The sequence below is a fragment of the Bacillus sp. AY3-1 genome, assembly GCF_008368785.1.
In the GTDB taxonomy this organism is placed as follows: domain Bacteria; phylum Bacillota; class Bacilli; order Bacillales; family Bacillaceae_G; genus Bacillus_A; species Bacillus_A wiedmannii.
The window spans coordinates 96,013-120,943 of record NZ_QORZ01000012.1 but is presented as its reverse complement, the minus strand read 5'-3'; the positions used below and the strand labels follow the sequence as shown (position 1 = coordinate 120,943).

The window sequence follows — 24,931 nt, the reverse complement described above, 5'->3', positions numbered from 1 at the left end:
CCGCTACATTAACATTGTTGGATTAAAATCAATTGAGATTTGTAGCTCTTTTTGCATTTCTGCTTGATAATGTTCATTTACCATTTTGAGCACGTTCTTTAAGTTTGGTTCCCGTTTGTATTTTATCATGCATTGATAACGATATCTATCTTTTATCCTTGGAATTGCTGAAGCAACCGGTCCTAACACCATCGTTTGCTCTGTGCAGTGCGCCCGTAAATGACCGACAATTTTTTCCGTCACTTGCACTGCCTTTAATAATTCTGGATGAGATACTGTTACAAGTACAACATAGTAATAAGGTGGATATTGTCTTGTTCGTCTCATTTGCATTTCTTGGTCAAAAAACACATCATATTGTTGGTTCTTTGCTAACTCTATACTGTAATGTTCTGGCGTATACGTTTGAATTATAACTTCCCCTGGCAATTCATGTCTGCCTGCTCGTCCACTTACTTGCGTCAATAACTGATACGTCTTTTCACTCGCTCGAAAATCAGGCAAGTGAAGCATCGTATCTGCAGTTAAAACACCGACAAGAGTTACTTTAGGAAAATCTAATCCTTTCGCAATCATTTGTGTTCCAAGTAGTATATCTGCTTTTTCTTCCCCGAACGCCTTTAATAATTTTTCATGCATTCCTTTGCGACTTGTCGTATCTACATCCATTCGAATGACTCGTGCCTCTGGAAATAGTTTTGTAATTTCTTCTTCTACCTTTTGTGTACCTGTACCAAAGAAACGAATATATGTACTTTGACAAGCAGGACACGCAGTCGGCATATTCTCTTCGTGACTGCAGTAATGACATTTTAAACGATGGTTCATTTTATGATATGTCAGCGAGATATCACAATGCGGACATTGTACAACATACCCACAATCACGGCACATAACAAATGTAGAATGACCTCTTCTATTTAAAAAGAGCACCATCTGTTCTTTCTTTTCTAATCGATCTGCTATTTTTTCATGCAATGCCTTCGAAAACATGGAACGATTCCCGTCACGAAGTTCCTCACGCATATCAACAATCTCTACTGTTGGTAACGCTTGTTTATTCATACGTTTTTCCATCGTTAGTAATTCATACACACCTTTTTTCGCTCTTGCAAACGATTCAAGTGTCGGTGTTGCACTACCAAGAACGATAGGACATTTATGATATTGCCCCCTCCAGACAGCTACATCCCTTGCATGATACCTCGGATTATCTTCTTGCTTATAGCTCGATTCATGCTCCTCATCAATAATAATAATCCCTAAATTTTCAAAAGGAGCAAATACAGCTGAACGTGCACCAACTACAACTTTCACTTCTTTTCTTAAAATCTTACGCCATTCATCATATTTTTCTCCAACAGACAGCGCACTATGAAGAACCGCAACTTGCGAGCCAAATCTGCCTTTAAAACGATCTACCATTTGAGGCGTTAGTGCAATTTCAGGAACAAGTACAATAGCTTCTTTCCCTTTCGCGAGCACCGCTGCTATAGATTGTAAATATACTTCTGTTTTTCCGCTTCCTGTAACACCATATAGTAAAAATGGATTGTAAGTTTCATTTGTAATTGATGATAAAATCGGTGCAATAACTTGCTTTTGTTCCTCCGTAAGTGGGAATGGTTTCGTTTGTTCAAAATCATCATCGTCATACGGATTTCGGTACACTTCCACATACTTTTCTGAAATTAGCCCCTTTTTAACAAGTGCTTTAATCGGAGCGTCTGTTATTTGCAACTCTTCTGTTATCACTTTCAACGGCACACTTTTATAATTTTCCACAAAATAATAGAGTACATCTTGTTGTTTTTTACTTTTCAGTTCAAATGCTGCTAATTCCAATTTATCTTCTAACAACTCCGGTTGAACGACTCTTTGTTTCTTCTTTTGCACTTTATCTTTTACCTGATAAACAACTTCAATCGTGCCATTTTTAATTTCTTGTTGAATCGTGCGGTATAGATGCGGCTGCGTCTCAATAGCTTCCCAATCTATCGCTTCTTTGTCCTGAAATAAAAACAGTAGTTCAGGTGCTACTTCTTCTTGTTTACGAAGTTGTAGACGCTTTTTATACGTAGCTTTTATCGCCGTTGGAAGCATGACTTGAAAGGCTGAAATCATATAACATAACGTTTCGCTTGTAAGCCAATATCCAAGCTTTAATAATTCCTCGTTTAAAACTGGTGTTACATCTAATATTTCATGGATTGTCTTTAGCTTCTTACTTTCTACTTCAGCCGAATCTTTGATCCCAATAATAAAGCCTTGCAATTTCCTTGGGCCAAATGGAACTACTACACGCATGCCTGTCTGAACAATATCTTCCCACTTTTTAGGGATAATATAATCAAATGGTCGATCTGTCTGACGTGCAGGTACATCAACAATTACACTTGCAAATTTCATAGACGATCATCTTCTAACATCATTTCAATTTGCTTTAATATTTCACGAGCAACCTCTTTCTTCGTTAAAAGTGGTAACTCGATAACTTCTCCATCTTTTCTATACATTGTTACAATGTTTGTATCTGTACCAAATCCAGCTCCTTGTGCCTTTACATCGTTCGCAACAATCATATTCGCATTTTTCTCACGTAATTTTTTTGTTGCGTATTCCTCTACCTTTGTCGTTTCAGCCGCAAAACCGATAAGTAACTGTTTATCCTTCATCTCACCTAACGTTTTTAAAATATCTACTGTTCTCTCGAGTTCGATTACAGCATCACCATTTTTCTTTTTCATTTTATTATCATGAACATATTTCGGGCGATAATCTGCAACTGCTGCTGTTTTAATGACAACATCTACGTTTTGATACTGTTGCAGAACTACTTCTAACATATCTTGTGCAGATTCCACTTGTACCGTATTTACATGTAATGGTGGGTTTAATGCTGTCGGTCCCGAAACAAGTATGACATCAGCACCTAAGTTCGCTGCCACTTCCGCAATTGCATATCCCATTTTCCCAGAAGAAAAATTGGTCATAAAACGCACTGGATCAATCTTTTCACGAGTTGGGCCAGCAGTTATTAATATTTTTTTTCCTTGCAACGGTTTTTGTTCGGAAAAAGCCTCTTCTAACCGTGCAATAATTGCTTCCGGTTCTTCTAGTCTTCCCTTCGCAACATAACCACACGCTAAAAAACCTTCTCCAGGCTCAATAAATGTATATCCTAACGTTTTCAACGTCATCATATTTTTTTGTACAATTTTGTTTTCATACATATGCACATTCATAGCAGGTGCAATCCACACTGGGGCTGTAGTAGCTAACAAAGTAGTTGTAATCATATCGTCTGCAATACCACCAGCTAACTTCCCAATACAATTGGCAGTAGCAGGTGCAACAAGTACTACATCTGCCCAATCTGCTAAATCGATATGTGCAATAACAGCCGAGTCTTTCTCATCGAATGTATCTGTATATACGTCATGGCGAGAAAGTGCTTGAAATGTAAGAGGCGTAACAAACTTCATTGCCGACTCACTCATCATTACTTTTACAATAGCACCAGCCTGTGTCAATTTACTAGTTAACGCAGCCGCTTTAAAGACCGCAATGCCTCCTGTTACACATAGAAGTATCTTTTTCCCTTTTAGCATATGGCTCGTCCTCTTTCTTTTTCAAACTTATAATACTGAAACAGAATTCCCAGCTCATCAGTACCAATATTTCTTCCCTATCGTAAAAAAATAACAACCTACTTGTAAATAGGTTGTTACCGTTACATAGAAAATTATAAAGTCTATGTTTTAATTTGTCGAAAAGAATGTCTTAATCGATGATTTTGCCTTCGCTTGGTACATATTTTAATACTTCTGCATCGATTTCTTCTAATGATTTACCTACACATTTATGAGAAACAGGTTGCTCGATAACACAGTTATCAGCAAGTTGCATTTCACGCGCACGTTTTGCAGCTACTGTTACAAGTGTATATTTAGAATCGATTTTTGTTAATAATGAATCAATTGATGGATTTAACATAATTATAGACCCTCCGTCATTTCTTTATAATATTTTGCTACTCTTTCGCGGCGGCAATGTTCACCAACCACAATTGCTTTAATTCTTTCACAAGCTAATTCAACTTGATCGTTTTCTACAACATAGTCGTAAGCGTCCATCATTTCGATTTCTTCTTTCGCTACCGTTAAACGATTTTCAATAACATCTTCAGTTTCTGTACCACGGCCGACAATACGGTTCTTTAGTTCAGATAAACTTGGAGGTGCTAAGAAAATAAATACACCTTCTGGGAAAGCTTTCTTAACTTGAATTGCTCCTTGCACTTCAATTTCTAAGAATACATCTTTTCCTTCTTGTAATGTTTTTTCAACATAGTCAATCGGTGTTCCGTAATAATTACCTACGAACTCAGCCCACTCCAGTAATTTTTCATTACGAATCATTTCCTCAAATTCTTCTCTCTCTTTAAAGAAATAATCCACACCATCTACTTCACCTTCACGTGGCTTACGTGTCGTTACTGAAATGGAGTACTGAAAACGTGTATCCTCATGACTAAACAGCTCTTTTCGAACCGTTCCTTTACCAACCCCAGAAGGTCCTGAAAGAACGATGAGCAATCCTCTTCTACTTCTCATAAATATGTAAAACCTACCCTTCCTCACTTAAATCTTCTTTATTATTCAAACGATGTGCAATCGTCTCTGGCTGAATTGGACTTAATACCACATGCCCATCATCCATAACAATAACCGCCCTTGTTTTTCTCCCATACGTAGCATCAAGCAAAGCATTATGTTCGCGTGCTTCCTGTACTGTTCGTTTAATAGGAGCTGACTCCGGACTTACAATAGCAATAATTCGATGAGCAGATACAATATTTCCGTATCCAATATTTAAAAACCGCATGGCCATAGTTTGCGCCTCCTAGTAAGTCTATCCGATTTCTCCACCACGTATAACTTTATATATTTTTTGAAAGCTACTCAATATTTTGTACTTGTTCACGAATTTTTTCAAGGTTATTTTTCATTTCTACAACATATTTTGAAATTGTTAAGTCATTTGCCTTAGAACCAATCGTATTAATTTCTCTATGCATCTCTTGCACGATGAAATCCATTTTCCTTCCAACAGGCTCTTCAATCTGCAGTGTTTCACGAAATTGCTCTAAATGACTTTGCAAACGAACTAACTCTTCGTGAATATCACAACGCTCTGCAAAGATTGCGACTTCTGTTAACAATCTTTGTTCATCTAGATCTTGATTATGTAATTCTTTTAAGCGATTTTCTAATCGTTCACGATATTTTTGTGTAACAATCGGTACATGCGGAATAATTGCATTTACACAATTGTGAATCTCTTGTAGACGATACGCTATATCTTTATGTAATCGTTCTCCTTCGCCATCTCTCATCGTTTTTAACATATGAGCAGCTTGGCGAACAGCCTCATATAAACCGTTCTCAAATTGTTCATTTACATTTTCTACTTCTTCAATCGCTGTTACTTCTGGCATTTCCATTAATTGCTGAAGTGTAATAGAATCTTGTAATTGAAATTTTCCTTTTATATCTTCCATAATCGATTGGTACTGCTCAAGAAGCGACCAATTCACACTTAATTTTCTTTCAACAAGCCCTTCACCCGTTATACTAATAGACACTTCAATGCGTCCACGCCGAACTTGTTCTGCAATTATTTTACGAATTTTTTCTTCAAATATCATCATTTGCTTCGGAAGTCGAATACTCATCTCTAGGAAACGGTGGTTCACCGATTTCATTTCTACTGTAATTTGAAAAGTATCATTTTCTACTTTCGATCTTCCAAATCCTGTCATACTACAAATCATTTTTATCACATCCAAGCCATGAAATAACTCAATGAAAAAGGTAATAGAGACAAGGCTCTACTACCTTCTGTAAATTATATCACATTTTCATATCATTGACTATTTCAAGTTTAATCCCTTCTTATATAATACTGGCTTTTCCTTCTTCCCCTTTTTCCCTGTTAATAAAGAACCTACTAATAAGAAGGTCGGAATTGATGACAAACCTCCAATTAACAACCAATCTCTCGCTTGTATTGGCATTGTACTAAAGATCGGTTGTAGCGGTGGGTAATATATAACCACTAACATTAACAGTAAAGAAATAATAACCGCTCCTACTAAATACACGTTCCCAAACGGATTACGGTGGAAGATTGAATGTTCACTTCGGCAATCAAATACATGAATAAGTTGTGCAAGTACCAACGTCGCAAACGCCACAGTTTGTGCATATTTCAGTTCATTTGGATGTTGATTATATGCAATAATAAACGCCACTAACGTCACTGCTCCAATTAGAAAGCCACGGCTTATAATTTTCCAGGCAAGCCCTCTAGCAAATACCCCTTCTTTCGGATGACGCGGCGTTCTCTTCATAACGTCTCCTTCCGCCTTATCCAATCCTAATGCCATCGCCGGTAATCCGTCAGTCACTAAGTTCACCCATAAAATTTGAATGGGAACCATCGGCAGCGGTAATGCAAGTAACATTGCAAATAACATGACTAAAATTTCTCCTACGTTCGATGCTAATAAATAACGAATAAACTTACGTATATTCTCGTATATATTTCTACCTTCTTTAATTGCTGATTTAATCGTAGCAAAATTATCATCTAGCAAAACAAGAGAAGAAGCTTCTTTCGCAACGTCTGTCCCTGTAATTCCCATCGCTATCCCAATATCCGCTGTTTTTATAGCCGGAGCATCGTTTACTCCATCACCTGTCATCGCTACTATATGCCCTTTATTTTGCAACGCCTTAACAATTTTCAATTTATGTTCAGGTGATACTCGAGCAAATACATACGTATCTTCTACAACACTTTCTAGTTCCTCTACATCCATATTCGCGAGTTCTACTCCTTCAACAACACGTCCACCAGGTGGTAAAACCCCTAATTGTTCCGCAATTGCCATTGCTGTCACTTTATGATCTCCTGTAATCATCACTGTTCGAATACCAGCTTCTCTGCACTCTTTTACAGCCTGTTCTACCTCTGGTCTTGGCGGATCAATCATTCCCTGTATCCCGACCAACATAAAATCTTTTTCAACGTCTCTTTCATGTTCAATAGAATCTGTTACTTTTAATGGCTTAAATGCAACTGCAATTGTTCGGAGCGCTTGACTACCTAAACTATGAATAGCCGCCTGTACTTCTTTTCTATACAACTCACTTAACGGTTGTTGCTTATCCCCCCATAAAATCGTTTGACTCATTTGCAGGAGGACATCTGGTGCTCCCTTCGTAACAAGAAACTTTTTCCCCTCTCTATCTCGCACAATAACACTCATCATTTTTCGAGTTGAATCGAATGGAAATTCACGAATAATTTCAAATTTCCCTTTCAGTGCCTCACGCGTTATCCCCGCTTTCATTGCTGCAGCTACAAGTGCTCCCTCAGTTGGATCTCCATCTAATACATACGCCTTTTTCTTTTGAATAATATTTGCGTTATTACAAAGTGAACCAAATGTTAGTAGTTGATACAGTGCTTTTGTTTTAGCTGGATCGCATTCTTTTTCACCTTTCAAAAAAGAGCCATTAGGTTCATATCCTTGACCCGTAACTTTCCATAATTCCCCACCTGACCACATATGTGTTACCATCATTTTGTTTTGCGTCATTGTTCCTGTTTTATCAGAGCATATAACAGAAGCGCATCCTAACGTTTCTACCGCTGGTAACTTCCTTACAATTGCTCTCTTTTTAATCATACGCTGTACACCAAGCGATAAAGCTACTGTAACAATTGCTGGTAATCCTTCAGGAATAGCAGCAACAGCTAGCGACACGCCTGCTAAAAACATATGATACACTTCATTCCCTTGATACACACCGGCTAATACAACAAGCGCTGTCAAAATAAGAGCCACAATAATTAATATTTTCCCGAGTTGCTCTAATCTTCTTTGCAGTGGTGTTTCCATTTGCTCTGCATTTTGTAACATATTTGCAATTTGGCCCATCGCTGTATTCATACCAGTTGCTACAACGACCCCTGTTCCAGCTCCTCGTGTAATCATCGTACCCATAAAAGCCATATTTTTTTGATCACCAATTGAAACATCTTTCCCCTGCAGAGCTTCTACCTTCTTCTGCACCGGTACTGACTCTCCTGTCAAAGCTGATTCTTCGATATATAAACTTGATGCCTCAACAAGACGTACATCCGCCCCAATACGATCACCACTAGAAAATTTAATGATATCACCTAAAACAAGTGCTTTAGACGGTGCTTTTACCCAATTTCCATTCCGCATTACAGTAACTTGCGGGGCGGCTAGCTCTTTTAAAGCTTCCAGTGACTTTTCAGCCTTTCTTTCTTGAAAAAAACCAAGAATACCATTGATAATAACAATCGCAACAATCGCAATAGAATCAATGTATTCACCTAAAAAAGCTGAAACTATTGTTGCACCAAATAAAACAAGTACCATAAAATCTTTAAACTGCGCCAAAAATACCATCAGTGCAGAAGGCCTTTTGGCTTCATCTAATTCATTTGTACCAAATTTTTTTATTCGCCCTTCTGCTTCCTTCTCTGTAAGCCCAACCTTCACATTCGTATTCGTTCTTTCTTCCACTTCGTGTGCGCGCATTCCATACCAGTTCATCCCGCTATCGACCTCCTGATTCCAGACATACTCTATTGAAAGCTTATTCAGCCTCGTCCAAAAAAATGCTATAATTAACTTTTAGTTAGAAAGGAGTGTTCATTTATGGCATTCGATGGATTATTTACAAGAGCAATTACACATGAAATTGCAAATTCTCTTTACACAGGAAGAATTTCCAAAATATATCAACCTTCAAAATACGAGATTTTATTACATATTCGAGCAAACGGAAAAAATCAAAAACTAATTCTTTCCGCTCATCCGACATATGCACGTTTACACTTAACAAATCAAAATTACGATTCACCTGCACTTCCGCCAATGTTTTGTATGCTTCTTCGTAAGCATTTAGAAGGTGGGTTCATTGAAAAAATTGAACAAATTGATTTAGAGCGCATTATTCAAATTACAGTTCGTAGCAGAAATGAAATTGGTGACGAATCGCTAAAAACATTAGTAATTGAAATAATGGGACGACATAGTAACATCATTTTAGTAGATACAAAAACAAACAATATTTTAGATAGCTTAAAACACGTTTCTTTAGCGGTAAACCGACATCGAACTGTATATGCTGGAGCGGAGTACATTGCACCACCAGCACAACATAAAATTAACCCACTCCAGATTGAAACAAATGATGAATTTATTAGACCGCTAGACTTTCTATCTGGAAACATGGATAAACAGCTTGTCGGCACCTTTACGGGAATTTCGCCGTTATTCGCAAAAGAAGTAGTGAAAAAAGCAGGTATGGTAAATGAAAAAGCATTAGCGGACGCATTTTTCTCCATACAAAAACCATTACTAACTCATACATATTCACCAACAATGACTACTTCAAATGGGAAAGAATTCTTTTATCTTTTCCCTCTTGCACACTTGCAAGGAGAAGACAAGACATTCTCATCTGTTAGTGAATTGCTAGACCGTTTCTTTTTCGGAAAAGCAGAGCGAGACCGTGTAAAACAGCAAGCCTATGATTTAGAGCGCTTTATGCAAAACGAAAAAAATAAAAATGAGAAGAAACTCATTAAACTAGAAAAAACATTACAAGATGCCGGAAAAGCAGATAAATATCAACTATTTGGAGAACTACTTACAGCCAATATGTACGCTTTGAAAAAAGGTGATAAAGATATTGAAGTCGTTAACTATTACGACGAAAATGGCGGAACTGTAAAAATTACATTAGATCCTTTAAAAACACCATCTGACAATGCGCAACGCTATTTCCAAAAGTACCAAAAAGCGAAAAATTCAGTTGTTGTTGTAGAAGAACAAATCGAAAAAACAAATGAAGAAATTCTTTATTTTGATAGCTTACTTCAACAAATGGAAGCTGCTTCTTCAAAAGATATTGAAGAAATTCGCGAGGAATTAGCTGAAGAAGGTTATATGCGCAATCGTAAAGCAAAAAATGCTAAGAAGAAACCAACTAAACCGGTATTAGACAAATATTTAGCTAGTGACGGAACAGAAATTTTCGTCGGTAAAAACAACAAGCAAAACGATTATTTAACAACGAAGTTTGCCCGTCGTGATGAAATTTGGTTACATACGAAAGATATCCCTGGGTCTCATGTTGTCATTCGTTCTCTTGAACCTACCGAAGAAACCGTGTTAGAAGCTGCTAAAATCGCTGCCTATTTCAGTAAAGCAAAAGATTCTAGTTCTGTTCCTGTAGATTTCACCAAAATACGCCATGTCAAAAAACCGAGTGGTGCAAAACTTGGTTTTGTTACGTACGACAATCAGCAAACCGTATATGTAACACCTGATGCTGATACTGTAATGAAATTAAAAGCGTAAATAAAAAATGCGTTGCTTATAAGCAACGCATTTTTTATATTTTTTCAATTTAGTTCCTATATCCATTCAATAACTCAAAACATCTTTCTCCCTTTCAATATTGTCAAAAAAAATTGACAGTGTCATTTCACAGTTGTATAAAATTTTTTACAGCATGTAAATAAAGTGCAACTCCAATCAATATTTTTTCATCCCCCTGCTATTTATTGAAGCAATCTGGATTTTATGAACAAACCGTCTCCCACAAATAGCGAGCTATTTTTTATCTCCCCTAAAATATATGTTGTTCCTACTATCTTTTCTTCAAATATATATTTTGGCACACTATTTGCTTTATTCAATACTGTGAATAGGGGGAATTAACATGACTTTAAAAATTAATAAAATCCAAAATCAACTACAAAACTATGAAATTGACGGATTACTGATTACAAAAAAAGAAAACCGCCAATATGCAACTGGCTTTACAGGTAGCGCTGGCGTCGTCTTACTCTCTGCGGATAAGGCTGTTTTTATAACTGATTTTCGCTATGTAGATCAAGCAAAATCACAAATAAAAGATGCTGAAATTATTATGCATAAAGGAAATTTAGAAAAAGAAATTGCAAATCAAGTATCGAAATTAAACATTCAAAAACTCGGAATTGAAGAAAACAACATGACATTGCAACAATATAAAAACTTACAAAAATACGTACATGTAGAAATGGTTCAAGTGTGCGAAATCATCGAAAATATTCGTATCATTAAAGACACGCCTGAAATAGAAACAATGAAAATCGCAGCTAATATCGCGGACGAAGCATTTCATCACATCCTTACGTTTCTAAAACCAGGAATAAGTGAAAATGATGTACGAGATGAGTTAGAATTTTTCATGCGAAAAAAAGGGGCTACATCCTCTTCATTTCAAATCATTGTAGCTTCTGGCGTTCGTTCTTCTCTTCCTCATGGAGTTGCATCAAATAAAATAATCGAACGAGGCGACGTCGTTACATTAGATTTCGGTGCACTTTACGATGGATATTGTTCCGATATAACTCGCACTGTAGCAATCGGGGAACCGTCAGAAGAATTCAAAAAAATATACAGTGTTGTCCTAGAAGCTTTAAAACGTGGGACTGAAGCAATTAAGCCTGGAGAAACTGCGAAAAGTATCGATGATATAACGAGAGATTACATCACTGAGCATGGATACGGCCAATATTTTGGACACTCTACTGGTCATGGTCTTGGGTTAGAAATACATGAACCTCTCCGCTTATCCCAAGAAAGTAAAGCTACTTTAGAAGAAGGTATGGTTGTTACAGTGGAACCAGGCATTTATATACCAAACTGGGGCGGTTGTAGAATTGAAGATGATATTGTCATCACAAAAGACGGATATGAAGTTATTACAAAATCAAATCGGGAACTAATTGTTATTCCTTGTTAAAATCATGACCTTTTTTAAAAGGAGTTTTTCTCTGCACATAGAATTCTTTCTCTGGAGTCATCGTTTAAAGAGGGGGAATTTTAATTGAATTTTGTAATTGATAAAATAGATGGTTTACAAGTTGAATTTTCAAAACTTGTTTCCATGATGAATTACGCTCGTTATACAACAATGCAGGCGGTGGAAGGTTTAACAATTGAAGAACTTGATTATTTATATGATGAGGAAGCAAATTCAATTGGCATGCTTTTGTACCATATGGCCGCTATTGAATTTTACTACCAAATTCATACTTTTGAAGACCGTGAACCAACGGAGGCTGAATTAGAACAGTGGTTACCTGCTATTGAGTTAGGAAATATTGGACGCGAGAAAATAAAAGGAAACCCTATAGAATTTTACATAAACACATTACAAAAAGTACGTTCCAAAACGATCGAGACTTTTCAATCGTTACCTGATGAATGGCTATTTAAAACGACAGAATTTTGGTATGACAAACGAGCGAATAACTATTTTAAGTGGTTCCACGTATTTGAAGATGAAATCAATCATCGCGGACAAATTCGTTTAGTTAAAAAGATGCAAAAATCTCATTCAGTAAAATGAGAAAATGCCACCGAATAAGGTGGCATTTTCTTTTATTCATTAACGAATAACTTTTCGTTTACTTTTTTAGCGACTACCGCTATCGACATTAAAATACATATTAAATATAGTAATTTCGCGATAAATAACCACCCTTGAAACATTACAATTCCATCTATTATCTCATTTCCTTTCAATAACAAAAAAGGAATCGTGCTAATTATAATGACAAACTCGATGCTGAAAACAATTTTCTTTTTTCTGCTATATGCTTTCCATTCATCCCAGCGATACATAGGAGCAAATATGAATACTCCTATACATAATATAATTGGTACCCATTCACTTTTAAGAAATTGCCCTGAAATAACTGATAATAGTAAACAAACGAGCACACCATAATAACCTATTTTCTCTCTCATTCGTACTCCCCCATTCTACTTCTCCTTTAATATGTAACTTACTATGCTTATAACAAATCTTAGTAAAATAACAACTACAATTACAATATAAAGACCCTTCGCAGATGACATCCATTCTTGAAAAATAGACATTTTCTCCATTTGCTTCTGCCCCTCTATTAAAATAATCCCTGCGACAAATGAACAAATAACAATAATGCCTATCATACATCCGATACTTTTCTTACTATATTGTTTCATATCATCCCAGTTATATAAAAGTATAAATACAAACCCGAAAACAGGTATGATACTGACCCATTCATTACTTGTAAACAGATTCAAAATGATTAATAGACTACAAGAAAGGATGAATCCCCAAAACCCAATTTTTTTGCGCATAAACCCTCTTATAATTCCATTTTTAGGATTAATTGTATTGTAACATCCATTTCCATTTCTTACCATTACAGTACATGAAATTTCACTTTTTTTCTTTTTCCTATACTCACATACTTTTACTGCTTTCATACAATAAACTACACGAATGCCTAAAGGATGTGAATGTTATGGGAGTTGAATTAACGCTATTGCATGCTCTCTATATTCTTTGTTTACTCACTATTATTACTTTTTTTATTCTCCGGAAAGATACGACGATTATTTGTATCGTTTTTATCTTTTTATTATCATTATCTGCTACAAGTTCTATCCCTCTTGCCGTTAGCGGTATTTTTCAAAGTTTCATTTACGCTATTACTGAACTATTACCAACTATATTAATCATCTCCGTTATCGTATCAATGAGCAATCTACTCGTTCATACTGGCATAAATGATACGATGATTTCACCATTTACAAAGATGATTCGTACCCCTACCCTCGCCTACTGGATTATCGGCCTTTTAATGATGACAATTTCTTTCTTCTTTTGGCCTTCTCCAGCTGTCGCTTTAATGGGAGCTATTTTATTACCCGTCGCTGTACGCGTCGGCCTTCCGCCAATTGGAGTTGCCATTGCTATGAACTTGTTCGGACACGGCATCGCCTTATCTGGTGACTTCGTTATTCAAGGTGCACCGAAATTAACAGCGGATGCTGCTGGTCTTCCTGTTTCCAGCGTTGTTTCTGCCAGTGTTCCCCTCGTTATCGTTATGGGTATTGTGACAACTTCCGTCGCATTTTTCTTCTTACGAAAAGAATTCCATACAGGCTTATCTATACAAGAATCTATCCCATCAACTGAGTCTTCTAAAACGCTCACTTCATTATCTCCTCGAACAAAAAAATGGCTCGCTATTTGTATTCCGATCGTATATGCCATCGATATCCTTTGCATGATTCAATTTAAACTACAAGGAAGCGACGCAACTGCACTTATCGGCGGGACGACTGTTATTATGATTATCATTATTTCTCTCATCGCCTACAAAGGTAATGGACTGAATAAAACGACCGATTATTTTATAGAAGGGCTCCAATTTGGATTTAAAATTTTCGGCCCAGTTATCCCAATTGCTGCACTCTTTTATTTAGGAGATAGCGGCTTTATAAAAATTATCGGAGCCTATTTACCGAAAGGTTCACATGGAATCATTAACGACTTAGGAATCGCCTTATCCCAAACTGTACCTTTAAATCAATATGTATCGGCAGGAACATTAACTATTGTTGGTGTCATAACAGGCTTAGATGGATCTGGTTTTTCCGGTATATCACTTGCTGGTTCGATTGCAAACCTTTTCGGAACAGCACTTGGGCATGGAACCGCTACATTAACAGCACTCGGGCAAATTGCAGCAATCTGGACCGGCGGTGGCACTTTAATTCCTTGGGCGCTTATTCCTGCCGCTGCCATATGCAAAGTAGATCCGTTTGAACTTGCACGCCGAAACTTTTTACCAGTTGTGATTGGCTTAATCGTCACCACAATCGTTGCGATGTTTATTCTATAACGTAAGCGAGTATTCTCTTGCTTACGTTTTTTATTGTGAAATCAATCATTTATTACTGACTTTCAAAAGGGATTATGTATATGTTAGCGAAGTTATATTAGGAGAGTATTTATTTCAAAACGTTTACGAGAAACAGATTACTTCAATTAGAAAAGGGGACATAACTATGAATGAATTGATTTTCGTCTTATTAATTTGTCCATTACTTATCTTTATCATTTCTGTTATTGGAACACGCAAGACGAAAACGTATTACGTAATGCCGATTGTAACGTTTGCTAGTTTTTTAATAATAGGTGTTATCGCCTTTACTCCAAAATTTTTCTTTTGGGTTGGCATGTATAGCATCTTCTCATTTATTGTTTCTTATATGACGCTATTGTTTGTAAGAGGATATGAAGTTGTAGAAAACGCTAAATAGTTATTAGCGAGGAGATTGTAATATGTTTTTCTTTGATGTCGATGGAACTTTACATAAAATTTTAGCAATGATATAAAAAAGGCGACCGCGTTCCCCCGCGGTCGTCTTTTTTCGTGTTACGCTGTGATCCAAGCTTCGTTTGCTGGATTTTTACGCCACTCTTGTAATTTTTTCGTTTCAGCTTGTCCGATCATACCTTTTTCTGCTGCTACTTCAGTTAATGCACTGTAGTCGCTTAAAGAGTATGATGCTACGTTAGCTGCTTCTAGTTTTTCTTTTCCTGCTTCTAGCTCGTATGTGAAGATTGATACGATTCCTAATACTTCACATCCAGCTTCGCGAAGTGCTTCTACACATGTAATTGCACTACCGCCAGTTGAAATTAAGTCTTCTACTACTACTACTTTTTGACCTTTTTCAGCTTTTCCTTCAATTTGGTTCCCTTTACCGTGACCTTTTGCTTTACTACGTACGTAGCACATTGGTAAATCCATACGATCGCTTACCCATGCAGCGTGCGCAATACCAGCAGTTGCTGTTCCTGCAATAACTTCTACAGTTGGGAAGTGCTCTTTAATTAACTCTTCTAATCCAGCTGCAATCGCTTGACGTACTTTTGGATAAGATAAAGTTAAACGATTATCACAATAAATTGGTGATTTCATACCTGAAGACCAAGTGAATGGATCATTTGGTTGTAAAAATACTGCTCCAATTTCTAATAAATGCGATGCGATTTCTTTTTTCATACTGTTACACCTTCCCACTGTTGTTTTACTGTTTTATACGCTTCAAGCGGATTTTCTGCTTTTGTAATACTACGTCCAACTACGATGTAGCTTGAGCCAAGTTCCCTCGCACGTTTCGGTGTTGCTACGCGCACCTGATCATTTACATCATCGCTTGCAAGACGAATCCCCGGTGTTACTGTTACAAATTCATTTCCGCATACTTCACGTAATTTTGGAACTTCAAGTGTTGAACAAACAACGCCATCAAGTCCACTTTCTTTCGTCAGTTTTGCATAATGAGCAACCGCTTCTTCTAACGTTTTCTCAATGCCGATCTCTTTTTTCATCATAGCTTCCGAAGTGCTTGTTAGTTGTGTAACTGCAATACAAATCGGTCTCTCTTTTCCTTCTTGCTTACCTTCCTCTAATCCCTCAATCGCAGCTTTCATCATACTGCTTCCCCCAGCAGCATGAACATTTACCATATCAACATCTAGACTAGCTAGGCTACGCATAGCGCTTTTTACTGTATTCGGAATATCATGAAGTTTTAAATCTAGGAAGATCTTATGCCCTTTTTCTTTTAAGTACGTAATAATCGCAGGGCCTTCTTTGTAAAATAACTCCATACCAACTTTGACAAATAACTCTTCCCCTTCAAAGTGGTGTAAGAATTGTTCTACATCTTGTTTCCCTGGAAAATCTAGTGCAACGATTAACGACTGTGACATGTTTGCTTCCAGCTCCTTCCTTGACATTCCGAAATGTGATCAAATCCTAATTCATCTAGTAATGCTGGTAATTCTTCAATAATTGTCGGACATACGAATGGATCGATAAAGTTCGCTGTTCCAACTGCAACCGCGCTTGCGCCAGCATAGAAGAATTCAATTACATCTTCCGCAGTTTCAATACCACCCATTCCGATAATCGGAATGTTAACCGCTTGGCTTACTTCATGTACCATACGAATTGCTACTGGCTTAATCGCAGGACCTGATAATCCGCCTGTACGGTTTGCTAAAATTGGTTTAGCTGTTTTTAAATCTAGACGCATACCAAGCAATGTATTAATCATCGTTAAACCGTCCGCACCCGCATTTTCAATTGCTTTTGCAATCTCCACAATGTTTGCCACGTTCGGTGACAATTTCACATATACCGGTACTTCAGAAACCTCTTTTACTCGCTTCGTTAAATCAGCAGCAATTTCAGGATTCGTACCAAAAGCGATACCACCCGTTTTTACGTTTGGACAAGAAATATTTAATTCTAGCGCATGAACATTAGGTGCCTTTGAAATTTCTTTCGCAACTGCTACATAATCCTCGGCTTGTGAGCCAGCAACATTCGCAATAATCGGAAGATCAAATTGCTCAAGAAAAGGTAATTCAGAATTCATTACCTTTTCTAATCCAGGATTTTGAAGCCCGATTGCATTTAGCATTCCGCCTGGTGTTTCCGCAACACGAGGCGTTGGGTTTCCGTAACGAGGCTGTTCTGTTGTCGCTTTAATCATAATTGATCCAAGTACACTTAAATCATAGAACTGTGCATACTCACGACCAAATCCGAAGCAACCAGATGCTGGGATGATTGGATTTTTTAATGATAACCCTGGTAATTCAACTTGCAATCTGTTCATAGTACAACCTCCCCGATTGGAAATACTGGTCCGTCGCTACACACCTTCTTGTAAGAATGTCCACTTGGATCTGCTTGTAAATGGCATACACATGCGAAACATGCTCCAATGCCACAGCCCATACGCTCTTCTAATGAAATGTAGGCTTTTCTCTCTTTATAGCGTCCTTCTAATGCACGAAGCATCGCTAAAGGTCCACATGAGTATAGAATGTCAAAGTCGATTCCATAGCTATCAATTACATCTGTTACAAAGCCTTCTGTACCATGCGTACCATCAACTGTTGCAACATACGTATCACCAAGCTCTGCGAATTTCTCTTCATAGAAGACAACATCTTTCGTTTGGAAACCTAAGATGTGAATAACGCGTACTCCCTTTGCTACAAGACGCTGTGACAATTCATATAGTGGTGGTACACCAATTCCCCCTCCAACTAATAGAGCCGTTTGTCCAGCTTCCGCTTCTTCTACAGGAAAACCATGTCCAAGTGGTCCTAACACATCTACAAGTTCGCCTTGTTTTCTTTTCGCTAATGTTTTTGTTCCTTGTCCTTCCGCACGATATAGCATTGTAAATTCGTTCTTGTCTTGATCGACATTACAAATACTAATTGGGCGGCGCAGAAGGGGCGTAATGCCCTCTGCTACCTTAATGTGTACAAACTGCCCCGGATCGTTCATTTGCTGCACTAGATCCCCTTGAAGCACTAATTCGTAAATGTTTTTTGCGATTTCTTTTTGGTTAACGACGATCATATTTTGCTTTTGCATCATGCATGTACCACCTCGTGACGCTTCGTTTGCGTAATTTCTTTCATTGAATGAGCTGAGAATGTCATAGATTCTAGTACTCGTAAGATTGCTCTCGTTGTATCAAGTGATGTTAAGCAAGCCACACCATTTTCTACTGATTCACGGCGAATGCGGAAACCATCACGCGCTGGTTGTTTGCCTTTTGTTAATGTATTGATTACAAACTGTGCTTTTCCTTGACGGATAATATCAAGTAAGTTGTATTCTTCAGAATCAATTTTATTTACAACTTGCACTGGAATGTTTTGCTCTGCTAACGATTGTGCTGTTCCAGCTGTTGCTAATAAGTTATAGCCGATTTCGTGGAAACGTTTTGCAATTTCCATCGCTTCTTCTTTATCTTTATCCGCTACAGTGATGATTACTGATCCGTGCGTTGGGATGTTAATTCCTGAAGCAACTAACCCTTTGTATAATGCTTTTTCAAGCGTTAAGTCTTTACCCATTACTTCCCCTGTTGATTTCATTTCAGGTCCTAATGTTGTATCAACTGAACGTAGCTTCGCAAATGAGAATACCGGTGCTTTTACATACACTTCTTTCTCTTCTGGGTGATAACCAGTTCCATATCCTTGTTCTACAAGATCTTGACCTAAAATAACTTTCGTTGCAACATTCGCCATCGGTACGCCTGTAATTTTACTTAAGAATGGTACTGTACGGCTCGCACGTGGATTTACTTCAATTACATACACTTCATCTTTGAATACTACAAACTGAATGTTTAGTAATCCAACAATGTTTAAACCTTTTCCAAGTGCAATTGTATGTTCAATAATTTGTTCTTTCAGTTTTGCAGATAAGCTTTGCGGTGGATATACTCCGATTGAGTCACCAGAGTGAACTCCAGCGCGTTCAATATGTTCCATAATACCTGGAATGAATACATTCTCACCGTCTGAAATTGCATCTACTTCAATTTCTTTACCAACCATGTAACGATCGATTAATACTGGGTGATCTGCGTGAACTTTAACTGCATTTTTCATGTAGTGCAGCAGTTCTTCTTGACGATATACGATTTCCATCGCGCGTCCACCTAGTACGTAAGATGGTCTTACTAATACTGGGTAACCAATTTTGTCAGCGATTGCTACCGCTTGCTCTACAGTCGTTGCTGTTTTACCAACTGGTTGCGGGATACCAAGTTGTGTTAGAGCTGCTTCAAACTTATCACGATCTTCTGCACGGTCTAAATCTTCAAGTGATGTTCCTAAGATTTTCACACCGTGAGCCTCTAATTTAGCAGCTAAGTTAATTGCCGTTTGTCCACCGAATTGGACGATCACACCTTCTGGCTTTTCTAAATCGATAATGTGCATTACATCTTCGATTGTTAATGGTTCAAAGTATAATTTGTCAGAAATACTGAAGTCTGTTGAAACTGTTTCTGGATTGTTATTAACAATGATTGCCTCATATCCCGCTTCTTTAATTGCCCATACAGAGTGAACTGTTGCATAGTCAAACTCAACACCTTGACCGATACGGATTGGACCAGATCCTAGAACTACTACACTCTTACGATCTGTTCTAACCGATTCATTCTCGTCACCATATGTGCTGTAGTAGTATGGTGTTGCTGATTCAAACTCTGCCGCACAAGTATCTACCATTTTATAAACAGGAGTTATATTGCTTTCTTTACGCATATCGTAAATTTCACGCTCTGTTTTGTTCCAAGCATTGGCGATGTAATGGTCACTGAAGCCCATTTCTTTCGCTGATTGTAATACTTCCATATTTCCTACATTTGCTTTTACTTCGCGTTCCATATTTACGATATTTTCAACTTTTTGTAAGAAGAAGAAGTCCATTTCACACCAATTGTTGATTTCTTCTTTCGTTACACCTTGACGAATTGCTTCTGCTACAATAAACAGTCGCTCATCATCAGCTTTTATAATGCGTTTTTTCATTGTCTCTTTATCAAGCTCTTTTAAATGCTCTAACTCTAAGTGATAAACACCAAGTTCTAAAGAACGAATCGCTTTTAATAATGATTGCTCTAAGTTACGTCCGATTGACATAACTTCACCAGTTGCCTTCATTTGTGTACCCAGTGTTCTGTTTGCTGATTCAAACTTATCAAATGGCCAGCGTGGAATTTTTGAAACAACATAGTCTAATGCTGGTTCGAAACAAGCATATGTTTTTTGTGTTACTGGATTTATAATTTCATCTAATGTTAAACCGACTGCAATTTTTGCCGCTAGCTTCGCAATTGGATATCCAGTTGCTTTAGATGCTAGTGCAGATGAACGACTTACACGCGGGTTTACTTCGATTACATAATATTGGAAGCTATAAGGATCAAGTGCAAGCTGAACGTTACATCCACCTTCAATTCCTAATGCACGAATAATTCGTAATGAAGTGTTTCGTAACATTTGATATTCACGGTCACTTAATGTTTGGCTCGGTGCTACAACGATAGAATCACCTGTGTGAACCCCAACTGGATCGATATTTTCCATGTTACATACTACAATCGCGTTATCATTTGAATCACGCATTACTTCATATTCAATTTCCTTACAACCAGCAATGCTCTTTTCTAATAAACATTGTGTTACCGGACTATGTTTTAATCCACCTGATACGATTTCAATTAGTTCTTCTTCATTACTACAGATTCCGCCACCTGTCCCCCCCATTGTAAATGCTGGGCGAACAATAACTGGATATCCAATTTCTTTTACAAATTCATGTGCTTCTTCTAGCGTATGAATAATGGTACTAGATGGAATTGGTTCATTTAATTCCTGCATTAAGGTACGGAATAAATCACGATCCTCCGCTTGCTCGATTGCTGATAATTTTGTTCCTAAAATCTCAACTCCGCACTCTTCAAGTATGCCTGATTTCGCAAGTTCAACAGCCATATTCAGGCCTGTTTGACCACCTAATGTTGGTAAGATTGCATCTGGACGTTCTTTACGAATGATACGGCTTACGAATTCTAGTGTTAATGGTTCTATATATACTTTATCTGCCGTTGCAGTATCTGTCATAATTGTTGCTGGGTTAGAGTTAACAAGGATTACTTTGTAACCTTCTTCTCTAAGAGATTGACAAGCTTGTGTACCAGAGTAGTCAAACTCTGCTGCTTGCCCAATTACAATTGGTCCTGATCCGATTACTAAAATTGTGTTAATGTCTAGGCGTTTTGGCATAACTCTTCCCCTTCTTTCTTGAAGTTTTCAATCATTGCTAAGAAATCTTCGAACAAATCGTTTGCATCTTCTGGTCCTGCAGAAGCTTCTGGATGGTATTGTACTGTAAATGCTGGGAACTTCGTATGACGAAGACCTTCTACTGTTCCATCATTTAAAGCAACATGTGTAATTTCAAGTTCTGTATTTTTAACTGATTCTTCTTCTACTGCGTAACCATGATTTTGAGATGTAATTGCTACTTTTCCAGTTGCAAGATGTTTTACCGGATGGTTTAAACCACGGTGACCGAATTTTAACTTACTTGTATTCGCACCAGATGCTAGAGCGAATAGTTGATGTCCTAAGCAAATTCCGAATAAAGGAACTTTACCGATAATGTTTTTTAACATTTCAATTGCTTCTGGTACATCTTTTGGATCTCCAGGTCCGTTACTTAACATAATTCCATCTGGGCTAAGACGTAAAATTTCTTCTGCTGTTGTATTGTAAGGTACTACAATTACATCACAGTCACGTTTATTTAATTCTCGTAAAATACCATGTTTCATTCCGAAGTCTACAAGTACAACTCGGTGTCCACGGCCTGGGCTTGGGTATGGATCTTTCGTTGATACGCGTTTCACGTGATCTGTAAATACTGTCGCTTTTAATTGGCTCACGATGTATTCTACATCTGCATCCATGTTACATAGACGTCCACGTAATGTACCGTATTGACGAATTTTTCTCGTTAATTTTCTTGTATCAATTCCTGCTAACCCTGGGATATTTCTTTCTTTTAAGTAATCATTTAACGAAATTTCATTACGGAAGTTTGATGGATGATCACAAATTTCGTTTACGATTAAACCATTTACAGATGGGTGAATCGATTCAAAATCATCACGGTTGATGCCGTAGTTTCCGATTAATGGGTACGTGAATGTTACGATTTGACCGCAATATGATGGATCAGATAATGTTTCTTGATATCCAGTCATTCCTGTTGTAAATACAACCTCACCTGACTTTTCGATTTCTCCTCCGAAACCTTTTCCAATTAATACTGTTCCATCTTCTAAGATAAGTTGTCTTTTCATACTAATGCACTCTCCTTTTGCCATGCGATCTTACCACCAACGATTGTCATTACCGGCCATCCTTGGCATTTCCAACCTGCGAATGGTGTATTTTTTCCTTTTGATAAGAATGTTGTTGGGTCAATCTCTTCTTCTTGTTCTAAATCAATGATTGTAATATCAGCTGTTCTACCTTCTTTCAGGCGACCAGCTTCTAAGCCGAATGTATCAGCTGGTTTTTCTGTTAAGAATTGAATTAACTGCTCTAATGTAATAATTCCTTTTTTCACAAGGTTTGTGTATAGAAGTGGGAATGCTGTTTCAAAACCAGTAATTCCGAATGGTGCTCTTTCAATTCCTTGCGCTTTCTCTTCCGCTGTATGCGGTGCATGATCAGTTGCGATCATATCAATCGTTCCATCTAATAAACCTTCAATTAGTGCTGCGTGATCTTCTTTCCCACGAAGCGGTGGGTTCATTTTAAAGTTAGGATCAGCTGATGGGATATCATCTTCACATAACACTAAGTGATGAGGTGTTACTTCTGCTGTTACTTTAATTCCAGCGCGTTTCGCATCTCGAATTACGCGTACAGAACCTTTCGTACTTACGTGACATACGTGATAGTGACAATCTGCCCCTTCAGCAAGCAGTATATCCCTTGCAATATGTACAGATTCACATACTGATGGGATACCGTTTAATCCGTGTTTCTCAGAAAACTTCCCTTCATGTACACAACCTTTATTAATAAGAGTATTCTCTTCACAATGCGCAACTACTGCCATATTTAATTTCGCTGCACGCTTCATAGCAGCTAACATCATGCTAGCATCTTGTACGCCTACACCGTCATCAGTGAAAGCAAATGCTCCAAGTTCTTTTAATGTTTCGAAATCTGTCATTTCAGAACCAGCTTGCCGTACTGTAATTGCTCCGTATGGTAGTACGTTGACATGCGCTTTTTCTTTAATACGATTTTGCAAGTCTTCCATATGTTCTCTACAATCTGGTACTGGGCGTGTATTTGGCATTGCACAAATTGTAGTGAATCCACCTTTTGCCGCTGCTAGTGTACCTGTTTCAATTGTTTCTTTATGTTCACCACCTGGTTCACGAAGATGTACGTGTACATCTACTAATCCAGGTGCGATTAACTTTCCGTTCACATCGATTACTTCAGCATTATCTGCCGTAATATTTTCTGCTACCTTAGCGATTTTACCGTCTTGTACGAGAAGATCTGTTGCTACGATTTTTCCTTCTTCATTCATATAACGACCATTTTTAAACAAGTAATTCATGTTTCATTCCTCCTAATACATTTGGTAAGGCGCGTTTTAGTACAGCCATTCTTACGTAAACTCCATTTTCCATTTGTTTAAATATGCGTGAACGCTCACACTCAACAAGTTCACTTGCAATTTCAACATCACGGTTTACAGGAGCTGGATGCATAATAATGCTTCCTTCTTTCATACGCTTTTCTCTTTCCACTGTTAATCCGTGTTTCTCATGATACTCTTTCATAATGTCTGTTTCATAATGATCATGACGCTCATGTTGTACACGAAGTAACATCATTACATCCACTTCTGGAACAAGTTCATCTAATGGTTTGTATGTTCCAAACGTGCTGTCTTCATCTTTCCACTCTTCTGGACTTGCAAAGTAAATTGTTGCACCCAGTTTCGTTAATGCTTCTGCATTAGAACGTGCTACTCGGCTATGACGAACATCTCCTACTATCGCAATCTTTAATCCTTCAAATCTTCCAAACTCTTGTTTAATTGTAAGAAGATCGAGTAGGCACTGCGTTGGATGGTTTCCACATCCATCTCCAGCGTTTAAGATTGGGATATTTACCTGTTCTTTTAGTTCATCGAAGTAGCGATCTTGCTCATGGCGGACGATCACCGCTTTTGTTCCGATTGATTCTAGTGTTCTTACCGTATCGTATAAAGTTTCTCCTTTTTGTACGCTAGATGCATCCGCTGAAAAGTTTAAAACTTCAAGTCCTAATCTCTTCTCAGCAACTTCAAAGCTAAATCTCGTTCTCGTACTATTCTCAAAGAACAAGTTCGCAACAAAAGTTTGCTCTGTCGTTTTGCTCTCTTTTCCATTCGCGAAATCTTCTGCGTCTTTTAGGATTTCTGAAATTTCTACTTCCGATAATTCACTCATCGTTAACAAATGGCTCATCGTCATCCCTCATCTTTCTGATTTTTA

At 37.6% G+C, this 24,931-nt stretch carries 22 protein-coding genes; 5 read left to right on the top strand and 17 right to left on the bottom strand.

Features of this window, described 5'->3' with window-relative positions; all coding sequences use genetic code 11:
- Nucleotides 1–3 precede the first annotated feature (3 nt).
- The 7 genes from priA to DN389_RS08630 all read right to left on the bottom strand — a co-directional run bounded on the left by priA (nucleotide 4) and on the right by DN389_RS08630 (nucleotide 8,659).
- Nucleotides 4–2,409 carry a primosomal protein N' gene (gene priA, locus DN389_RS08660; RefSeq protein ID WP_000666705.1) on the bottom strand — a complete coding sequence of 802 codons (2,406 nt, stop codon included), beginning with the start codon at nucleotides 2,407–2,409 and terminating at the stop codon, nucleotides 4–6.
- Nucleotides 2,406–3,611, bottom strand: a complete 1,206-nt coding sequence (coaBC, locus tag DN389_RS08655; protein WP_000911721.1) for a bifunctional phosphopantothenoylcysteine decarboxylase/phosphopantothenate--cysteine ligase CoaBC — start codon at nucleotides 3,609–3,611, stop codon at nucleotides 2,406–2,408. Before coaBC ends, priA begins: the two co-directional genes overlap by 4 nt.
- A 172-nt stretch (nucleotides 3,612–3,783) precedes the next feature.
- Nucleotides 3,784–3,996, bottom strand: a complete 213-nt coding sequence (rpoZ, locus tag DN389_RS08650) for a DNA-directed RNA polymerase subunit omega (RefSeq protein ID WP_000933965.1) — start codon at nucleotides 3,994–3,996, stop codon at nucleotides 3,784–3,786.
- 2 nt (nucleotides 3,997–3,998) lie between these two features.
- Complete coding sequence (gene gmk / locus DN389_RS08645; protein WP_001257740.1) at nucleotides 3,999–4,616, bottom strand: guanylate kinase; 618 nt, start codon at nucleotides 4,614–4,616, stop codon at nucleotides 3,999–4,001.
- A 13-nt stretch (nucleotides 4,617–4,629) separates the two neighbouring features.
- Nucleotides 4,630–4,893 (bottom strand): extracellular matrix/biofilm regulator RemA, encoded by a 264-nt coding sequence (gene remA, locus DN389_RS08640; protein WP_001251456.1) that lies wholly within the window; start codon nucleotides 4,891–4,893, stop codon nucleotides 4,630–4,632.
- Between the two features lie 67 nt (nucleotides 4,894–4,960).
- Nucleotides 4,961–5,836, bottom strand: coding sequence for a YicC/YloC family endoribonuclease (locus tag DN389_RS08635; RefSeq protein WP_000563111.1), 876 nt, complete (start codon nucleotides 5,834–5,836; stop codon nucleotides 4,961–4,963).
- Between the two features lie 99 nt (nucleotides 5,837–5,935).
- Complete coding sequence (locus DN389_RS08630; protein WP_001104753.1) at nucleotides 5,936–8,659, bottom strand: calcium-translocating P-type ATPase, SERCA-type; 2,724 nt, start codon at nucleotides 8,657–8,659, stop codon at nucleotides 5,936–5,938.
- Between the two features lie 105 nt (nucleotides 8,660–8,764).
- Between DN389_RS08630 and DN389_RS08625 the strand changes: the two genes are divergently transcribed.
- From DN389_RS08625 to DN389_RS08615, 3 genes are all read left to right on the top strand, one after another.
- Nucleotides 8,765–10,474 carry an Rqc2 family fibronectin-binding protein gene (locus tag DN389_RS08625; RefSeq protein WP_000863260.1) on the top strand — a complete coding sequence of 570 codons (1,710 nt, stop codon included), beginning with the start codon at nucleotides 8,765–8,767 and terminating at the stop codon, nucleotides 10,472–10,474.
- A 364-nt stretch (nucleotides 10,475–10,838) separates the two neighbouring features.
- The gene (locus tag DN389_RS08620; RefSeq protein WP_098189986.1) at nucleotides 10,839–11,909 is read left to right on the top strand and encodes a M24 family metallopeptidase; all 1,071 of its coding nucleotides are present in this window, start codon (nucleotides 10,839–10,841) and stop codon (nucleotides 11,907–11,909) included.
- 84 nt (nucleotides 11,910–11,993) lie between these two features.
- Nucleotides 11,994–12,518, top strand: a complete 525-nt coding sequence (locus tag DN389_RS08615; RefSeq protein WP_088123302.1) for a DinB family protein — start codon at nucleotides 11,994–11,996, stop codon at nucleotides 12,516–12,518.
- A gap of 32 nt (nucleotides 12,519–12,550) precedes the next feature.
- On the opposite strand, the gene DN389_RS08610 is transcribed toward DN389_RS08615, so the two are convergent.
- Together DN389_RS08610 and DN389_RS08605 are read right to left on the bottom strand one after the other, a co-directional pair.
- Nucleotides 12,551–12,919, bottom strand: coding sequence for a YoqO family protein (locus DN389_RS08610; protein ID WP_001208261.1), 369 nt, complete (start codon nucleotides 12,917–12,919; stop codon nucleotides 12,551–12,553).
- A gap of 15 nt (nucleotides 12,920–12,934) precedes the next feature.
- Nucleotides 12,935–13,366: a YoqO family protein gene (locus tag DN389_RS08605; protein WP_098802330.1), complete on the bottom strand. Its 432-nt coding sequence runs from the start codon at nucleotides 13,364–13,366 to the stop codon at nucleotides 12,935–12,937.
- A gap of 101 nt (nucleotides 13,367–13,467) precedes the next feature.
- Here DN389_RS08605 and DN389_RS08600 point away from each other — a divergent pair, with 101 nt between their 5' ends.
- Nucleotides 13,468–14,853, top strand: a complete 1,386-nt coding sequence (locus DN389_RS08600) for a hypothetical protein (RefSeq protein WP_098189985.1) — start codon at nucleotides 13,468–13,470, stop codon at nucleotides 14,851–14,853.
- 166 nt (nucleotides 14,854–15,019) lie between these two features.
- Entirely contained in the window at nucleotides 15,020–15,274 is a 255-nt protein-coding gene (locus DN389_RS08595; protein WP_001003926.1) for a YbeF family protein, read from the top strand.
- 116 nt (nucleotides 15,275–15,390) lie between these two features.
- Here DN389_RS08595 and pyrE read toward each other — a convergent pair whose 3' ends face one another.
- The 8 genes from pyrE to pyrB are packed head-to-tail and all read right to left on the bottom strand — an operon-like array spanning nucleotide 15,391 to nucleotide 24,904.
- Nucleotides 15,391–16,023, bottom strand: a complete 633-nt coding sequence (gene pyrE, locus DN389_RS08590; RefSeq protein WP_000711449.1) for an orotate phosphoribosyltransferase — start codon at nucleotides 16,021–16,023, stop codon at nucleotides 15,391–15,393.
- Nucleotides 16,020–16,736 carry an orotidine-5'-phosphate decarboxylase gene (gene pyrF, locus DN389_RS08585; protein ID WP_000083488.1) on the bottom strand — a complete coding sequence of 239 codons (717 nt, stop codon included), beginning with the start codon at nucleotides 16,734–16,736 and terminating at the stop codon, nucleotides 16,020–16,022. Before pyrF ends, pyrE begins: the two co-directional genes overlap by 4 nt.
- Nucleotides 16,721–17,650, bottom strand: a complete 930-nt coding sequence (gene pyrD, locus DN389_RS08580) for a dihydroorotate oxidase B catalytic subunit (RefSeq protein ID WP_001081053.1) — start codon at nucleotides 17,648–17,650, stop codon at nucleotides 16,721–16,723. The genes pyrF and pyrD overlap by 16 nt, the downstream gene beginning before the upstream one ends.
- Nucleotides 17,647–18,426 carry a dihydroorotate oxidase B electron transfer subunit gene (gene pyrK / locus DN389_RS08575; protein ID WP_000983346.1) on the bottom strand — a complete coding sequence of 260 codons (780 nt, stop codon included), beginning with the start codon at nucleotides 18,424–18,426 and terminating at the stop codon, nucleotides 17,647–17,649. Before pyrK ends, pyrD begins: the two co-directional genes overlap by 4 nt.
- On the bottom strand, nucleotides 18,423–21,641 hold the full coding sequence (carB, locus tag DN389_RS08570; protein WP_048563197.1) for a carbamoyl-phosphate synthase large subunit: 3,219 nt from the start codon (nucleotides 21,639–21,641) through the stop codon (nucleotides 18,423–18,425). Before carB ends, pyrK begins: the two co-directional genes overlap by 4 nt.
- Nucleotides 21,626–22,723: a carbamoyl phosphate synthase small subunit gene (locus DN389_RS08565; RefSeq protein ID WP_000828673.1), complete on the bottom strand. Its 1,098-nt coding sequence runs from the start codon at nucleotides 22,721–22,723 to the stop codon at nucleotides 21,626–21,628. Before DN389_RS08565 ends, carB begins: the two co-directional genes overlap by 16 nt.
- Nucleotides 22,720–24,006 carry a dihydroorotase gene (gene pyrC, locus DN389_RS08560; protein ID WP_149237020.1) on the bottom strand — a complete coding sequence of 429 codons (1,287 nt, stop codon included), beginning with the start codon at nucleotides 24,004–24,006 and terminating at the stop codon, nucleotides 22,720–22,722. Before pyrC ends, DN389_RS08565 begins: the two co-directional genes overlap by 4 nt.
- A complete protein-coding gene (pyrB, locus tag DN389_RS08555) occupies nucleotides 23,990–24,904 on the bottom strand; it encodes an aspartate carbamoyltransferase (RefSeq protein ID WP_048565657.1) in 915 nt (304 codons plus the stop codon). The genes pyrC and pyrB overlap by 17 nt, the downstream gene beginning before the upstream one ends.
- Nucleotides 24,905–24,931 lie beyond the last annotated feature (27 nt).

What these genes read in the sequence shown, in the direction of transcription:
- pyrD (WP_001081053.1), bottom strand. Translation starts at nt 17,650, where the DNA reads ATGAACAGATTGCAAGTTGAATTACCAGGGTTATCATTAAAAAATCCA.
- coaBC (WP_000911721.1), bottom strand. Translation starts at nt 3,611, where the DNA reads ATGCTAAAAGGGAAAAAGATACTTCTATGTGTAACAGGAGGCATTGCG.
- DN389_RS08565 (WP_000828673.1), bottom strand. Translation starts at nt 22,723, where the DNA reads ATGAAAAGACAACTTATCTTAGAAGATGGAACAGTATTAATTGGAAAA.
- DN389_RS08635 (WP_000563111.1), bottom strand. Translation starts at nt 5,836, where the DNA reads ATGATTTGTAGTATGACAGGATTTGGAAGATCGAAAGTAGAAAATGAT.
- DN389_RS08630 (WP_001104753.1), bottom strand. Translation starts at nt 8,659, where the DNA reads ATGAACTGGTATGGAATGCGCGCACACGAAGTGGAAGAAAGAACGAAT.
- DN389_RS08600 (WP_098189985.1), top strand. Translation starts at nt 13,468, where the DNA reads ATGGGAGTTGAATTAACGCTATTGCATGCTCTCTATATTCTTTGTTTA.
- remA (WP_001251456.1), bottom strand. Translation starts at nt 4,893, where the DNA reads ATGGCCATGCGGTTTTTAAATATTGGATACGGAAATATTGTATCTGCT.
- DN389_RS08610 (WP_001208261.1), bottom strand. Translation starts at nt 12,919, where the DNA reads ATGAGAGAGAAAATAGGTTATTATGGTGTGCTCGTTTGTTTACTATTA.
- DN389_RS08625 (WP_000863260.1), top strand. Translation starts at nt 8,765, where the DNA reads ATGGCATTCGATGGATTATTTACAAGAGCAATTACACATGAAATTGCA.
- pyrF (WP_000083488.1), bottom strand. Translation starts at nt 16,736, where the DNA reads ATGTCACAGTCGTTAATCGTTGCACTAGATTTTCCAGGGAAACAAGAT.
- pyrK (WP_000983346.1), bottom strand. Translation starts at nt 18,426, where the DNA reads ATGATGCAAAAGCAAAATATGATCGTCGTTAACCAAAAAGAAATCGCA.
- pyrC (WP_149237020.1), bottom strand. Translation starts at nt 24,006, where the DNA reads ATGAATTACTTGTTTAAAAATGGTCGTTATATGAATGAAGAAGGAAAA.
- gmk (WP_001257740.1), bottom strand. Translation starts at nt 4,616, where the DNA reads ATGAGAAGTAGAAGAGGATTGCTCATCGTTCTTTCAGGACCTTCTGGG.
- rpoZ (WP_000933965.1), bottom strand. Translation starts at nt 3,996, where the DNA reads ATGTTAAATCCATCAATTGATTCATTATTAACAAAAATCGATTCTAAA.
- DN389_RS08595 (WP_001003926.1), top strand. Translation starts at nt 15,020, where the DNA reads ATGAATGAATTGATTTTCGTCTTATTAATTTGTCCATTACTTATCTTT.
- DN389_RS08605 (WP_098802330.1), bottom strand. Translation starts at nt 13,366, where the DNA reads ATGGTAAGAAATGGAAATGGATGTTACAATACAATTAATCCTAAAAAT.
- carB (WP_048563197.1), bottom strand. Translation starts at nt 21,641, where the DNA reads ATGCCAAAACGCCTAGACATTAACACAATTTTAGTAATCGGATCAGGA.
- pyrB (WP_048565657.1), bottom strand. Translation starts at nt 24,904, where the DNA reads ATGAGCCATTTGTTAACGATGAGTGAATTATCGGAAGTAGAAATTTCA.
- pyrE (WP_000711449.1), bottom strand. Translation starts at nt 16,023, where the DNA reads ATGAAAAAAGAAATCGCATCGCATTTATTAGAAATTGGAGCAGTATTT.
- DN389_RS08620 (WP_098189986.1), top strand. Translation starts at nt 10,839, where the DNA reads ATGACTTTAAAAATTAATAAAATCCAAAATCAACTACAAAACTATGAA.
- priA (WP_000666705.1), bottom strand. Translation starts at nt 2,409, where the DNA reads ATGAAATTTGCAAGTGTAATTGTTGATGTACCTGCACGTCAGACAGAT.